The following is a 13,234-nucleotide window of genomic DNA, read 5'->3' as shown; positions in this document are numbered from 1 at the left end:
GCGCATGCTGTTAAACTCCCTTTTAGGTTACGGCTCCATGCCCCAGACTTTCGTCCCTCCCTGAAACCCAGTTACGTGATCCCAGGCAGCAAAGGCCGTCTTGGTTGCATCATAGGAATAGTCGTTGCTCTGATCAAAATTACTCCAATTATTCTTGGAAAAGCGCCCCTGGATCACACCCGTCTCCGCTCCGGCAGCCAGGCTGCCAGCCCCGGATTTGAAGCTGATCTCCAGATACGTATCCGCTGTACCCGTTGCCGGAGTCACCGTGACAAATTTGCCTTCAACATTGGCTGTGCCGATCTGGGCATAATCACACCAGAAGGTCAGATCCCCTGCACCATCCTTGGTAAAATAGTAGCGGAGCTTCACGGTACTCAGATCAATCTCCTGCGTTCCTGTGTTTTTCAGATTAAACTGCGGAGTCACCGCATTGCCGGACGCACCTGACCCTCCGTTACGATACTGCACCTCAAGCGTGCCCGTCGTTGCCGGAGGCGCACTCGGTGTCAACGTCACGATATTGGACAACGTCTGTCCACTCGCATTCACGGCGGCGATCCGATAACTGTACGGCGTGCCATTTACCGCGGTGGTATCGATATAATTCAACACTGCCAATCCAGTTGCCACATCGGCATATGCGCCGCCCCCAACGGAGCGCTGTACCTTATAAGTCTCAGCTCCCGTGGCTGCCGTCCAGGTCAAAATCGACTGGGCGTTCCCTGCTGTACCGCTTAACGTCAGTGCGCCAGGCAACGATGTTCCAGCCTGCGGCGTGGCAGTGGCTTGTGCAGATTCGGGCGATTCCCCGGCTGAGTTAACAGCCGTCACCACATAATAATAGGTCTTCCCGTTCGTGAGCCCCGTGTTCGTATACGTCAAGCCATGTAAGCCTGTCGCTACAGAAGTATATGGACCCCCATTTACCTCGGCACGCTTCACGGTATACGATTCTGCCCCCGGTGATGCTGCCCAGTTCAGGATTACCTGAGCATTCCCCGATACAGCCTGCACCCCCGAAGGTGCAGCAGGCATGACGACCGGTGTGACACCAGGTTCCTGACCGTATATCCGTATTCCCGCATCGTAGACTGGGAGATATACGCTCTTCGTCACATTGCCTGTGCCCAAGCCCTGGAATGAATGATCGTTATTCGCATTCCAGGCGCCTTGCGGGCCGGTAATGCGGAACTGGACCTCTTTGCGATAATGTCCTTCCCCGCCTGGATAGATCTTGGTTCCCGTAAAGTCCGCAGTAACAGCGTAGATTCGTTTCGCCGCATCAACCACAAGCGGTTGGGATACGGTAGCGCCCTCGGCGTATTCGGTTGTAACCTTGACATCAGATACGGTATATCCTGCAGCGTAAACTTCACTCAGATCCACGAAATAGCGAAAAGACAATTTATCCCCCATCCGCGCAGGCCAGCCCGAACGATTGTTCAGTTGAGCCTTGATTTCCGTGTAATTTGAACCGGATGCCTTCACGGCAGCTTCGACAAAGAACTCATCCGTCTTCACTTCTGGAGCCGGAAAATTCGCGATGGGCTGATCATTTTGGCCAAATAACAGATTCATCTTGGCTAACGCGCCTGTAAAGCCTGCATTGTAATCGGTTGCCACCTCATTGCTGACATAGTCACCAATGGAATCGGTATAGGCATCCGTCTCATCCGGTCCACCAACCATCGCTCCGTACAACGTGTGACGGTGCTCTGATGGTGTATTTTCAGAATTCATCCATGAACTGTGGGAGGTTCGGTGATGTGGGTGTTTAGGCGAATTCTGACCATAACCGACCACATAGCTGCTCTGGCGAGGATTATCCCCCAGGATATAGTTCATTTGTGAAACGGCAAAGTCCTGATACCTCGCTTTCTTCACCGGATCACTGACCCAGTCAGAGTACACAAAAGCAATAAAGGATGCATTCGCTGCATAGCGGAGCGATCCCCATGTATCAAGCCAGGCAAGCCCGCCCGGTGTATACTTGATCCGTTGTCCATTCGTGCCTACAGACCAATAATCCAGATTGCGCTCCGTGGATTGAATGAACCGCGTCGCTTCTGGCATGTTCAGGCTCGACGTAATGCGAGCGAGCAGAATCTGGGCTCCGTAATGTTTGTCATCCCAGCCTTGGGTCCATGTGTAGGCCCAATTCCCGTTCTGTCCATCCGCCTGCCACAAATTCGCCGTAGCAATCGCTTTGGACAAGTAAGCGCTATCATTTGTCGCCATATATAACCATGTTGCAGCCCAGGCAAGTTCATCATAGTAACCTGTCCATGAATTGTAGAACGATTGAGCATCTGTAATGCAATCCGAGTATTTGCCTCGATACGTATCACCGAAGCTGTACAACTCCTTGGCATGCTGAAGCAGTTTGTTGGCATAAGCCGGGTCACTGTCACGGAACACAATGGATGAAGAAGCGAGTGCCGCTGCGGTTTCTCCCGCAAGTTCACTTCCCGGACAGGATGCATCGATCTTATAAGCAGGACGGTTCATCTGCATCACTTCAGCCGGTCCCCACCAGGCATGGTCTGTATTGCCTGCTCCAACCTGTCCCCATAATTCATTTGGTTTCGTATGCGCTTTCACAAAATAGTCTGTGGCCCATCTCAAGTTATCCTTAATCTCCTCCAGTTGCCCTGCCTGCTCGTATCCCTCACGGTATTCCACAACAGACCAAGCTAACATCGTAGCCGAATAGGCCATAGGCAGACCAAATTTCACATGATCTCCAGCATCGTACCACCCTCCGGTCAAATCAACCCCAACATCCGCTCCGTCATTTAATCCGGAATCACCACGCCATTCCACCCGATTGTCTTCCGGCAATTTCCCTGAACGCTGTGTTTCATAGAAATAAACCGCCTTCTGCAATGCTTCCGCATAGTTATGATTCCCGGCAGCCGCATCTGCCTTTCCATTCCATGCCTGTATGGATGTACTTCCTGCCAGTAGCCCTGCCGATAACGCAAGAATAGCGATTCGTCTCCACCAGCTTCCCTTCATCTTCAACCATTCATCTCCTTTGGCAATAGTCGTCTCGTCATTCTTCAATTACACTGATGAAATAACCCGCTCCCTTCTATGGTGTAACTCCATGTATTTCCACCATTAATTACCATTATATCCTTTTGTTCCAGTTGCAATATCAGCGCTGGTGACTTCTGAAATAACATTGTTGTGACATGTTTGGGTAGTGATATGACAAAAAAGACTGCCCCTCATATCGCATGAATGCAATATGAGAAACAGCCTAGATATTTCGTATACCCCGTGCTACAGACTAAATTATGATCAAGCCTTTATCCAATCTGAATATCCTTCTTTCGGATCGTTTACACTCTGAATTTGTTGATTTGCTCCTGCAACTCTTCAGCCATTTTGGACAATGAGCCTGCAGATGAAGCAATCTCTTCCATCGAAGCCAGCTGCTGCTGGGTTGCGGCAGATACATTATGTACCCCACCTGCTGCTTCTCCCGCAATGTTGGAGATCTGACCCACATACCCTACCACTTCACTCGTACTTGCAGACATTTCCTCCGAACCTGCCGATACTTCCTGGATTTCACCAGCGACCTTGTTCACTGCATTCGAAATCTGTTCAAAGGCTTGTCCCGCCGCGGTTACAATCTCAATGCCTGCCTCTGTTTCATTGCTATTTACTTTCACAGCCTGCACGGCATGATCTGTATCCTTCTGAATCAATTGCACGAGATCCGTAATTTTTTGAGCAGATTCAGAGGATTCCTCGGCCAGCTTACGCACTTCTCCGGCAACAACAGCAAAACCTCTGCCATGCTCTCCTGCTCGTGCCGCTTCAATCGCTGCATTCAATGCAAGAAGGTTGGTCTGACGAGCAATATTGTTGATAACCTCGGTAATGGTACCAATCTCTGCGGAACGCTCTCCCAGCCCTGTAACCAGTTCTGTCAGTGATGCAATGGAATTGCGTACAGATCCCATCTGTTCAACTGCCTGCTGAATAATCATATTTCCTTCTGCAGACTGATTTGCTGCATCAACGGCAGACACGGATACACTTTGAGCAAGCTCAGCAATCTGTTCCGAACCCAGAGCCATCTCACTCATCGCCTGTGAAGAACGTTTCACCATATCTACTTGATCCGATGTCCCTACAGCCAATTCCTCAACCGTCTCGGAGATCTGTTCTGACGCCCTTGTATTCTGCTCTGCACTCGCGAGAAGTTCTTCCGAGGAAGCGGCTACCTGTTCGGATGTCATCGATACGGATTGAATCATCTCCCGCAGGTTGCCAGTCATCACATTGAAGGAATCGGCCAGCGTTCCCAGCTCATCCTTGTTCTTGAGAACAATCTTCTCACTGGTCAAGTCACCATTAGCAATCAACATCGCTGCTGCATTCATCTTCTGAATTGGACGTGAGATGATGCTTGCAATGAAGAAGGCGATAAACATGGCAATCAGGAAAGCAACAATGGTTACTCCTAAAATAATATTAAATGCTCTTTCGGCGGTCTCAACCGATCCATTCGTAGCTTGATCTGACCCTTGATTCCCCATTTCAATCAATTTGACAATGGAATCGTTGGCTGTATACCACAATGAATAAGCCTCTGTGTGCAGTTTACTGGCCTCGTTATAATCGTTTTTCAATCCTAGTTCAATGAATGCAGGCATCTTTGCCAGATATGCCTCATAGTTGGTGCTAAACTCATTGTAAAGTTTCATTGCCCCTTCATTGCTATTTATGAAAGTTAACAATTGTTTTCGTTCATCTTCTATCTTGCTAAGAAGCTGATTCAAAGCCTCGTTCAACTTGGCAGTTTCATTTTTGTCCTGTTCCACAATGACTGCGAGCGCAAGGCGTTCCACATCGGAAATATCACCATTCATCTGGCCCAACAGAGATACGCTGGGCATCCATGTCTTGTCCACATCATCGGCTTTGTTAGACATATCATGGATTTGAGTCAGCGCATAAATGCTGACAAAAGCTAACAACCCCACTACCATTAAAAATCCGGTCAATAATTTCATACGAATTGTAAATCTAAGCTTCCCCATCACGCTTCCCCGCGTACCTTCCATATTCCCCACTCCTCAACTTAGTGCATAAACTACTACATATTTATAATATATCGACACCTTTCGTCATGAATTGTAGATATCGGAATTCAATTTTTAAAATTTCAGTTAACTTCGAAATAAACACAAAAAAACCTTAAGTCTTTGGCTCCTCAAAGACTTAAAGTTTTCATATCTGAAACTTCTCTTCTGATACCTGCTATATTCAACCGTTTCTAACGGAAAACCCGCTGGTGAATCTTAATGAAGAAATCGGGAATCGACTTGGTATAATTACGCGTAGCAATCAAGATTACACTGACCAGGCTTCCCAGAATGAATCCGCCCAGAATATCCCCGGGATAATGTACACCTACATAGACACGCGACACTCCTGTCAGCACAGCAAGCAACAGCATCCATCCTCCGAAGCGGCGCCCGATAAAAAACGAAGCCGCAGCAAGCGCGAATACAAAGGAAGCATGTTTGCTTGGAAAAGATGGATCTGGCACATGCGGAACCAGTTGATTCACCGTGCCTTCCATGAACGGCCTTGGATGACCTACCACAGGTGAAATTCCCCATTTTGCCAGACCAAGTGCTACGATCGAAGCTACACACGCATAAAACACAATTCGTTGCTTCGAAGGATCGCCAAGAAACCACACAATCACAAGAAGCCCTATCATTACCCAAACCGCATATTCAGCTGATGTAATCATAAACCAGTCCAGAAACGGAATTCGGTCTGCAAACTGGTTGATCCAATTAAATACAGATTGATTCATAAAGTGTTTAATACCTCCATTACACAAAACGCGATTATTTTTTACATAATAAATATACACTAACTATTTGTCAAACATGTCGCCTGATAACCGAACTTTCGAAATCAAAGAGGACATTTCTCTTACTTTTTGTTAAACTAGTTTGGGTTACATAATAGTTCATTCATAGAAAGGTGAAGATTATGCTTAAGAAATGGTTATGGGGGACATCCCTAACCCTGGCACTTGCCATAGCCGGCGTTATTGTATATTACGGATACTCGATTGTTCATTTTGCCAATAGCATCTCAACCGCTTCCGAGACTTCCACTTCTGACACAAACCAAAATACGGACACCCCAACCACCCCTGTTCCCAAATGGGAAGGGAAGGAACGAGTTAACATTTTGCTGCTTGGCGGTGACACCAGAGGGGAGGATGCCGGTCGTTCAGATTCGGTTATGGTCGCTTCCATTGATCCTTTATCCAAGAAAGCCCATCTCTTCTCTGTTCTGCGTGATACATACGTTGATATTCCGGGACATGGCAAGAGCAGACTCAACGCGGCCTTCTCCTACGGCGGAGCGGAATTAACCAAACAAACGGTAGGTGACTTGCTCGGCATTCCTATCCAGCACTACGTGTATACTGATTTTGTCGGATTCATGGCGCTGGTTGATGCTGTAGACGGGATCGATATTGATGTGGAGAAAGACATGTATTACACCAGTAAAGCAGATAAACATATGTACGATATTGATCTCAAAAAAGGACTTCAGCATATGGACGGTAAGACTGCCCTCCAATATGTACGGTTTCGGCATGATGCCACATCAGACTTTACGCGTACCGAACGGCAACGGATTTTCATGACTGAGCTGGCCAAAAAGATGCAAAGCACCACTTCACTCTTCAAAATTCCTGAAATATTGGAAGCTGTCGCTCCATATATCGAGACAGACCTCAGTCCAACGCAGATGTTGAAATTGGCTTCGCTCGGATTTGATATTAACGTGAATGAAATCGATAAACAGCAGATCCCTCCTAACAAGCTGCTTACCAATGAGCTTGCAGGTTCTGCCCAGGTACTCGGTGTAAATAAACCGAAACTCCAATCATACATTCAGAATTTGTTCGAGGAAGATGCAAAATCTTCAGAGGATGAATCAGCGAAAGCACAAGACTTAAACTAAATGGAACGGAAAGAAAACGAAGATGGTATCGTAATTCGAAATGATAACTTTGATTAAAAAGATGGCAGCCGCCATCTTTTTTTGTACCTTTTTTCCCCATTTAATGCAGCCTTAATGTTCAACAGGTACCCTTAAATGATGAATTCCGGTTACACGAAGGAGGAATACACGTGAATAAACCGCGAATCGTGGAATGGACACAACTGCGCGGCCTTGCCTTTCTCGCCATTGTGATGCAGCATAACATCGCGGAATATATATATCGCACCGATATTGAACAACCTGATTCCGTCATGCTGACCATGATTTATCATCTGACTCGTTTTGGTACGCCGACATTTGTCTTTCTGTCCGGTGTAATGCTGTTCTATCATCACAGTCGCACCAAACCGGATTACCCCCGTTTTATCCGTAAGCGGTTTGGAGATATCTATGTGCCCTTTGTGGTATGGACGTTCATCTATTGGTTGTTTGTCCGGATATTCACGCCCGAGTTCTGGCTTTCGGGTATGCCGGATTTCCATAGTCTTGTTCGTGAACTGTTCCTCCCCCAGACGGGATATCATCTTTGGTTTGTTATTATGGTGTTTCAGTTCTATATTCTGTTTCCCCTGTTTCTTGCGGGAGCCAAGTTCATTCAGAGACGTATTGAAAAAGTTACACGTTTCACCCCAATGCAATCCGTCATCACGCTGATTCTCATTGGGATGGCATTATACACGGTGCTTATGAAATGGTCCTACTACAATATGGGTGGATGGGCAGCTTCCTTACCCCAACCCTGGTCGGGTTTGCTGCAGTATCGCTCCTATTCATGGGTTATGTACTGGTTTTACTTTTTGCTTGGCGCAGTCTGTGCCTGGTCAGTGGATAGCTGGAGAAGTTGGACTGCAAAGGCATTGCCCTGGATGGTCTGTCTGTTTATCGGCATGTACATCTGGCTTGGATATGACGTGCTGCGGGGATCGGACGATGTCGTTAACCTCAATATATCAACCTATCTGAAGCCAACAACATTCATCATCATCATGGCCCAGATGTTCATGTTCTATGGGTTCCTTGTACTTCTGCGAGGCAAAGATACACCATTTCAGCGTCTCCTGACATGGATTGGGCGATATTCGTTTGGTGGCTATCTGGTTCATGCACTGGTGATCTACTGCATCGCGTATATCACCCGGCCACTTACACTAACTGGATGGCACCTACCGGTTACATTGCTTTCGTTTCTGGTCACCGTAGCAACGTCTCTTGCAATCAGTTGGGGACTTTCCCAGCTTCCTGGTTCTCGCTTTACCATCGGATTACAGCGGAAGAAACGCCCGGGTTCCCGTTTGCATGATACTGTTTCTGCGAGCAGAACAAGTTCATCCGAGCGTAATCCTTCAGTCAGCGCAAATCGCAGTCCGGAAACTAGCTAATCCTGGTTGAATATAGAAAAGGCGTCTCCCTTCGTGGAAGACGCTCTTTTTCACTTCACTTCTGTGGAAGCGGATCGACCAGGTACAGGTTCGTGAGGACCAGGAGCTTGATGTGTATGGCCCTTCTGATTAACGAACCTTTTCAGGTCACCCGTCAACTGCTCCTTCAGCTTGTCTACCAGCTGCGTTTCACTGATGCCTTTTGACTGAGCAATCTCAGCAAGTGACTTCCCGCTCTGGAGCTGCTGATGGAGCTGCTCCGGAGTGATGCCGATAAAGCGGGCAATAGCACCCTTGTCCATCATTGGACGTCTGTTGCCATGGTGAGCGAACTCACGTCTTAATTCCCGCAGTGGTGTGTTGATTACCTTCTTCAGCTTCGTATCCATCCCTGCTTTGGCTGCTGCTGCCTGCTCTTTCGTGAGACAGCCTTCTTCCGCTGCTTTATCCACTCGCTGAGAAAGCGAAGGCTTCAGCTTCTCTAACAATTGTGCCTCACTAAGTCCCTTGCGCTCCTTGGCAATCTGAGTCAACGTTTTGCCAAGCTCCATCTGTTCTTTTAAATCACGGAGCCCAATACCGAGCAGGTCTGCCGTTTCTCCTATCATAAACAGGCCATGACCTGCTTGCATGCATGGCTTGGTCTGGTTTGTGGAGGAGGATGGTGCCGCTACTTGATCCTCAATAGATCCATTTGGATCAGCGGATGCTGTATAGCCGGTTGATGCTGTTATAAATACGGCTGCCAGTCCGACTGCCATCCATTTTTTCCATTTGCATTTCATTTTTCTTCTTCCTTTCATATGTCAAAATCCTGTGCTCTCTTAGTTTGAGCCTAACCTCCGCTTTTTTATGCCATAAAAATACAAAATGTCATTGTTTTTTTCACAATTCATCACAAAAACTCCTATTTTTTTCAATTCATTTCCGGTATACTGGAAGTAACTTCATGATCTAGTCGAATAGTCCTTAATCACTTTATTATGGGAAGGGCGTAACCAAACGATGCGGAGAGAATGGTTTGATCCGTTTAGATCCGATGTGGAGGTGGTGTTCGCTGCAGCAGAGCAGCTGGTACAGAAATATCCTGAACCAATGTCAGAACATGCACTAGAACAACTTCATTTGGTCAATCCGTTGTTACGAGATTCGGGTCACAGCTACATTGGCTACATTATTCCTTTGTGGATGCAACTCTCGGATGGTTTGCCTCCAGAGAAGGCACACAAACTGAGTACGGCTTGTCTCCTGCATATGCTATATTTTCTGAATCAGGATGAGGTTATGGACGAACAGCCAGAAGATGTGACACTGAAATTATCACTGGGTAATCTTTACTACGTGGATGCGATCTGTGCCTATTCAGAGCTATTCAGTCTTTCTTCCCCGTTCTGGACGTATTTCAGACAGTATGTGGAGGATTGGGCCATGAGCGTCAACGGTGAGAACACCATCGATTATTTCAAGAGAAGCCCGCTATTCATCGCCCAAAAAGCCGCCCCACTTCAGCTTGGAGCTGCTGGCTCACTCCTTCTTCTGGAACAGGAGCATCGCATCACTCCAGTATGTTCTGCCGTCAACATTGCACTGATGACCCTCCAGATGACAGATGACTTCACAGACACGAAACAAGATGCTGTGCATGGAAATTACAACAGCTTCCTCTCCCACATATCCGCAGCACTGGAACACAACTACCCGGTTCATCCGGTAAGCGAACGTATACATGATAATGTATACAATACTCAATTGATGAACTCCTATGTAGACATTGCTCAGCAATATAACATCAGACTAACATCTTCTAACTCGGGAATTACGCATCTCGAAGCGTTTAATTCTTACTTATGCGGCATTCTGGGACAAACTGTTCAGGACATTGAACAACACAAAAAAATGCTTTTTCAAGGCGGGTTTCATTACTGGATCAGCGAGAAACAACATTTGTCCTAATCAGAAAAGAAGAGCTGGTACAGTTGAATTTTAAATATGAAGGGAATGTTGACGATGATGGTATCAGAGAAAACGTTGCACGAGGATATTATTGAAAAGGCCTGGACCGATGAGCACTTCAGACAACAACTGCACTCCAACCCGAAGCAAGCGCTTCGCGAAGCATTTGGCATTGATATTCCTGAACACATTCAAGTCCGTACCGTTGAAGAACAACAGAACGACTACGTTCTCGTGATTCCTCCCAATCCAGCCAAAGTGAATTATGACGTAAATTGCGGACCGTGGAGAAGCTAAACGGATTCAATTGAATATGTAATGGAACGACACAAGGGGTAGCGAACAAAAAAGCCATCGTACACTTCTGCCACTCGTCATTCGACGAACGCGGCAAAAGATACAACGGCTTCTGTTCCTACTCCTTTTGTACTTGTAAAGCTGATCTGCCCATGCATGGCTTCAACGATCCGGAAAGTCACCATCATGCCAAGGCCTGTGCCCTTGATTTTATTCGAGAAATAAGGCTCCCCAAGCCGTACCAGCGCTTCCTCATCCATGCCTTCACCGTTATCCCTAACATGTACCTTGATGACCCCATCTTGGGCATAAGCCCAAATATCAATCTGACCCTCTCCTTGCAGCGCTTCTATACTATTCTTAATAATATTAATAAAAGCCTGTTTGAACTTGGAAGAGTTCCCTCTAATCCATAGATCTGGTGGAATGTCAGTTGTTATTTTGCCGCCTTCCAGATTAGCCATCGGTACAAGAATACCTTCAATATGATCAAATTCATCCGCGATATTGAGAGAGACAATATGATCGAACTCCGGTTTGGCAAACGTGAGGAAGTCGGTAATAATGCCGGAAGCCCGATCAAGTTCCTCCAGAGCAATCCGCACATACCCCTTGTTTTTGTTGTCTTCCTGCTCTGTCATGAGCTGAAGGAATCCTCGCGTCACCTGCAGCGGATTACGAACCTCATGAGCAACCGACGCCGCCAGTTCGCTAATGATCTCCATTTTCTCGGATCGCTGCAATTCATTATTGAACAATTCCAACTCTTTCGAATATTCAAGCACTTTGGTATGTTTTTCAGCAAATCGGCTTCCCAGTATGGCAATAAGTGAGATAATAAAAGCAACCATGGACCATTTCCACCATATCAGATGATATGTTCCATTACGCTGGTAATACCACAGAAGTTCAGCAACACTGATTAAGGCAAATGTGCCGAATCCCGTAGCCAGCAAAAGAGCTTCCCGGCTCCGTTGAAGCGCTTTGGCGATGGTGCCGATCATTAAGATGCTCAACAGGATCACGAGAACGAATCCAATTACATTCTGAACCAGCAAACTATAGAGCATGTCCCATTGACCGCCTGAAATAAAATCAATCATCAGGGCAGCCACAGCTACTATAGAATAGATGAATTGGAATTTTCTTAGTTTGGTAAAGATGCCATAACGACCTGGTCCGATAATTTGTTCAAAAAAATAACAGAGTGCAGGCATGCCCATCAGCATAGCCAGGTCAAACAATACGGAATAGAGATTACCATAAACCTGGTAGAACGTATATAAAAACTGTGAATAAGTGATAATCATCGTTCCGATTGAACCCATCACGATACATAGCGAAATCCACAACCCTTTATGGAATTTGCCCAGGAAAAATGTGCAGCTCAGCATCGTAAGCGCCGTGAATACAAAGGTCGCTCCCAATATCACATCAAGCAGTCCATTGTGAATATACTTTTCCTGTAATGTAGCATAAGGCCCGACCTGAACCGTTCCGTAGATGCCAAGTCTGCCTTTCTCATTCTCGGACCATATATACAGTTTACTATCTGAATTCTCTCTCGATAAGGGTAACAGCACAGCATTGTTGTCATAATTGTAATGATAATTCTCGTACACCTTACGATCGTCCAGATAGATCACAATGTGGTTCCCTTTAATATTTTCAAAACGGATTGCCGAGCTATCTTCGGTTATTTTAGGAATGGTCACACGAGTCCACATGGAACCCGAAGGAGCTTCTACACTGCTGTATTCCAGCCTTTCTGCACCTTGCTTCTCCCAGATCTCCTCCGAACCTTGAACCTCACTGATGAATCCCTGATCGTGTACATTCCCCCACTTTACTTCCCATCCCGTAATGGATACAGGTCTGTCAACTTCTCCTGCATTCGCTGAGACGAAACCATGCGGCAAGCAGAGAATATTCAACATACTTATCCATAAGATGATGATAGCTTTGGGCACATTTTTCATTCACAGCACCTCAAAGTTCTTATTTTCTCTATTCCCAAGTTCTCTCATTTATCATTCGCCACAGTTTAACGTGTCACCTTCTTGTGGGGAAATGAAAATTCACATTTTAGTAGATTTATAGTTTTATTTCCATTTTATTGATAGAATCCGAGTGTTTTCTCCATTATCCGCGCAGATCCTCGAACTGGTTCTCAATCATTTCGCGCTCTTTCTGTTCAATCTTCGTGCGATATTCCAGCCACTGCTCCGTTTCCTCATCGTCATAGATCGTCCATATATCCGAGAAAAGATAATCCCGCAACTGGACAATCTGTCCTGACCATATCCCGCCTACCCAGAACAGCCCGTCCGGGCGGCGTATAACGGTACGGGAAAACCCAGGCGTAGACGCTTTTTGCCCGATTCGGATTTGAGTGATCATATTGCCTAGCGTAAACCAATCCAATTGGAATCCCTCCCTCATATATCCATGTTTTATCATAACATAGGCCAAAGATGAAAAGCTGTAAAACTGACCTGAGCGATTCAATCGTGCCTTCCGGGTGTAATGGTTCCTCAAAG

The 13,234-nt window shown here is 46.4% G+C and carries 10 protein-coding genes; 4 read left to right on the top strand and 6 right to left on the bottom strand.

From position 1 onward, the window contains the following. Nucleotides 1-27 precede the first annotated feature (27 nt). The 3 genes from BMY78_RS01625 to BMY78_RS01615 all read right to left on the bottom strand — a co-directional run bounded on the left by BMY78_RS01625 (nt 28) and on the right by BMY78_RS01615 (nt 5,851). On the bottom strand, nt 28-3,021 hold the full coding sequence (locus BMY78_RS01625; RefSeq protein WP_090901876.1) for a glycoside hydrolase family 9 protein: 2,994 nt from the start codon (nt 3,019-3,021) through the stop codon (nt 28-30). A 329-nt stretch (nt 3,022-3,350) separates the two neighbouring features. Further along, nucleotides 3,351-5,087: a methyl-accepting chemotaxis protein gene (locus BMY78_RS01620; protein WP_090894059.1), complete on the bottom strand. Its 1,737-nt coding sequence runs from the start codon at nt 5,085-5,087 to the stop codon at nt 3,351-3,353. A 212-nt stretch (nt 5,088-5,299) separates the two neighbouring features. Next, on the bottom strand, nt 5,300-5,851 hold the full coding sequence (locus BMY78_RS01615; protein WP_090894057.1) for an undecaprenyl-diphosphatase: 552 nt from the start codon (nt 5,849-5,851) through the stop codon (nt 5,300-5,302). A gap of 182 nt (nt 5,852-6,033) precedes the next feature. Here BMY78_RS01615 and BMY78_RS01610 point away from each other — a divergent pair, with 182 nt between their 5' ends. Together BMY78_RS01610 and BMY78_RS01605 are read left to right on the top strand one after the other, a co-directional pair. Next, nucleotides 6,034-7,023 (top strand): LCP family protein, encoded by a 990-nt coding sequence (locus tag BMY78_RS01610; RefSeq protein WP_090894055.1) that lies wholly within the window; start codon nt 6,034-6,036, stop codon nt 7,021-7,023. 170 nt (nt 7,024-7,193) lie between these two features. Further along, nucleotides 7,194-8,444 carry an acyltransferase gene (locus tag BMY78_RS01605; protein WP_090894053.1) on the top strand — a complete coding sequence of 417 codons (1,251 nt, stop codon included), beginning with the start codon at nt 7,194-7,196 and terminating at the stop codon, nt 8,442-8,444. 50 nt (nt 8,445-8,494) lie between these two features. On the opposite strand, the gene BMY78_RS01600 is transcribed toward BMY78_RS01605, so the two are convergent. Beyond that, complete coding sequence (locus BMY78_RS01600; RefSeq protein ID WP_090894051.1) at nt 8,495-9,229, bottom strand: hypothetical protein; 735 nt, start codon at nt 9,227-9,229, stop codon at nt 8,495-8,497. A gap of 220 nt (nt 9,230-9,449) precedes the next feature. Between BMY78_RS01600 and BMY78_RS01595 the strand changes: the two genes are divergently transcribed. Both BMY78_RS01595 and BMY78_RS01590 read left to right on the top strand, forming a co-directional pair. Continuing rightward, the gene (locus BMY78_RS01595) at nt 9,450-10,397 is read left to right on the top strand and encodes a hypothetical protein (protein ID WP_090894049.1); all 948 of its coding nucleotides are present in this window, start codon (nt 9,450-9,452) and stop codon (nt 10,395-10,397) included. A 54-nt stretch (nt 10,398-10,451) separates the two neighbouring features. After that, complete coding sequence (locus BMY78_RS01590; protein WP_090894046.1) at nt 10,452-10,694, top strand: NHLP leader peptide family RiPP precursor; 243 nt, start codon at nt 10,452-10,454, stop codon at nt 10,692-10,694. A 77-nt stretch (nt 10,695-10,771) separates the two neighbouring features. Here BMY78_RS01590 and BMY78_RS01585 read toward each other — a convergent pair whose 3' ends face one another. Both BMY78_RS01585 and BMY78_RS01580 read right to left on the bottom strand, forming a co-directional pair. After that, a complete protein-coding gene (locus BMY78_RS01585) occupies nt 10,772-12,673 on the bottom strand; it encodes a sensor histidine kinase (RefSeq protein WP_090894042.1) in 1,902 nt (633 codons plus the stop codon). A gap of 163 nt (nt 12,674-12,836) precedes the next feature. After that, nucleotides 12,837-13,118: a hypothetical protein gene (locus BMY78_RS01580; RefSeq protein WP_063564602.1), complete on the bottom strand. Its 282-nt coding sequence runs from the start codon at nt 13,116-13,118 to the stop codon at nt 12,837-12,839. Nucleotides 13,119-13,234: the final 116 nt, after the last annotated feature.

The sequence above is a fragment of the Paenibacillus sp. OK076 genome (assembly GCF_900110055.1).
Lineage (GTDB): Bacteria > Bacillota > Bacilli > Paenibacillales > Paenibacillaceae > Paenibacillus.
Note: the sequence above shows the minus strand (reverse complement) of the source record. Positions and strands in the feature narration are given on the sequence as shown.

What these genes read in the sequence shown, in the direction of transcription:
- BMY78_RS01625 (WP_090901876.1), bottom strand. Translation starts at nt 3,021, where the DNA reads ATGAAGGGAAGCTGGTGGAGACGAATCGCTATTCTTGCGTTATCGGCA.
- BMY78_RS01620 (WP_090894059.1), bottom strand. Translation starts at nt 5,087, where the DNA reads ATGGAAGGTACGCGGGGAAGCGTGATGGGGAAGCTTAGATTTACAATT.
- BMY78_RS01615 (WP_090894057.1), bottom strand. Translation starts at nt 5,851, where the DNA reads ATGAATCAATCTGTATTTAATTGGATCAACCAGTTTGCAGACCGAATT.
- BMY78_RS01610 (WP_090894055.1), top strand. Translation starts at nt 6,034, where the DNA reads ATGCTTAAGAAATGGTTATGGGGGACATCCCTAACCCTGGCACTTGCC.
- BMY78_RS01600 (WP_090894051.1), bottom strand. Translation starts at nt 9,229, where the DNA reads ATGAAATGCAAATGGAAAAAATGGATGGCAGTCGGACTGGCAGCCGTA.
- BMY78_RS01595 (WP_090894049.1), top strand. Translation starts at nt 9,450, where the DNA reads ATGCGGAGAGAATGGTTTGATCCGTTTAGATCCGATGTGGAGGTGGTG.
- BMY78_RS01590 (WP_090894046.1), top strand. Translation starts at nt 10,452, where the DNA reads ATGATGGTATCAGAGAAAACGTTGCACGAGGATATTATTGAAAAGGCC.
- BMY78_RS01585 (WP_090894042.1), bottom strand. Translation starts at nt 12,673, where the DNA reads ATGAAAAATGTGCCCAAAGCTATCATCATCTTATGGATAAGTATGTTG.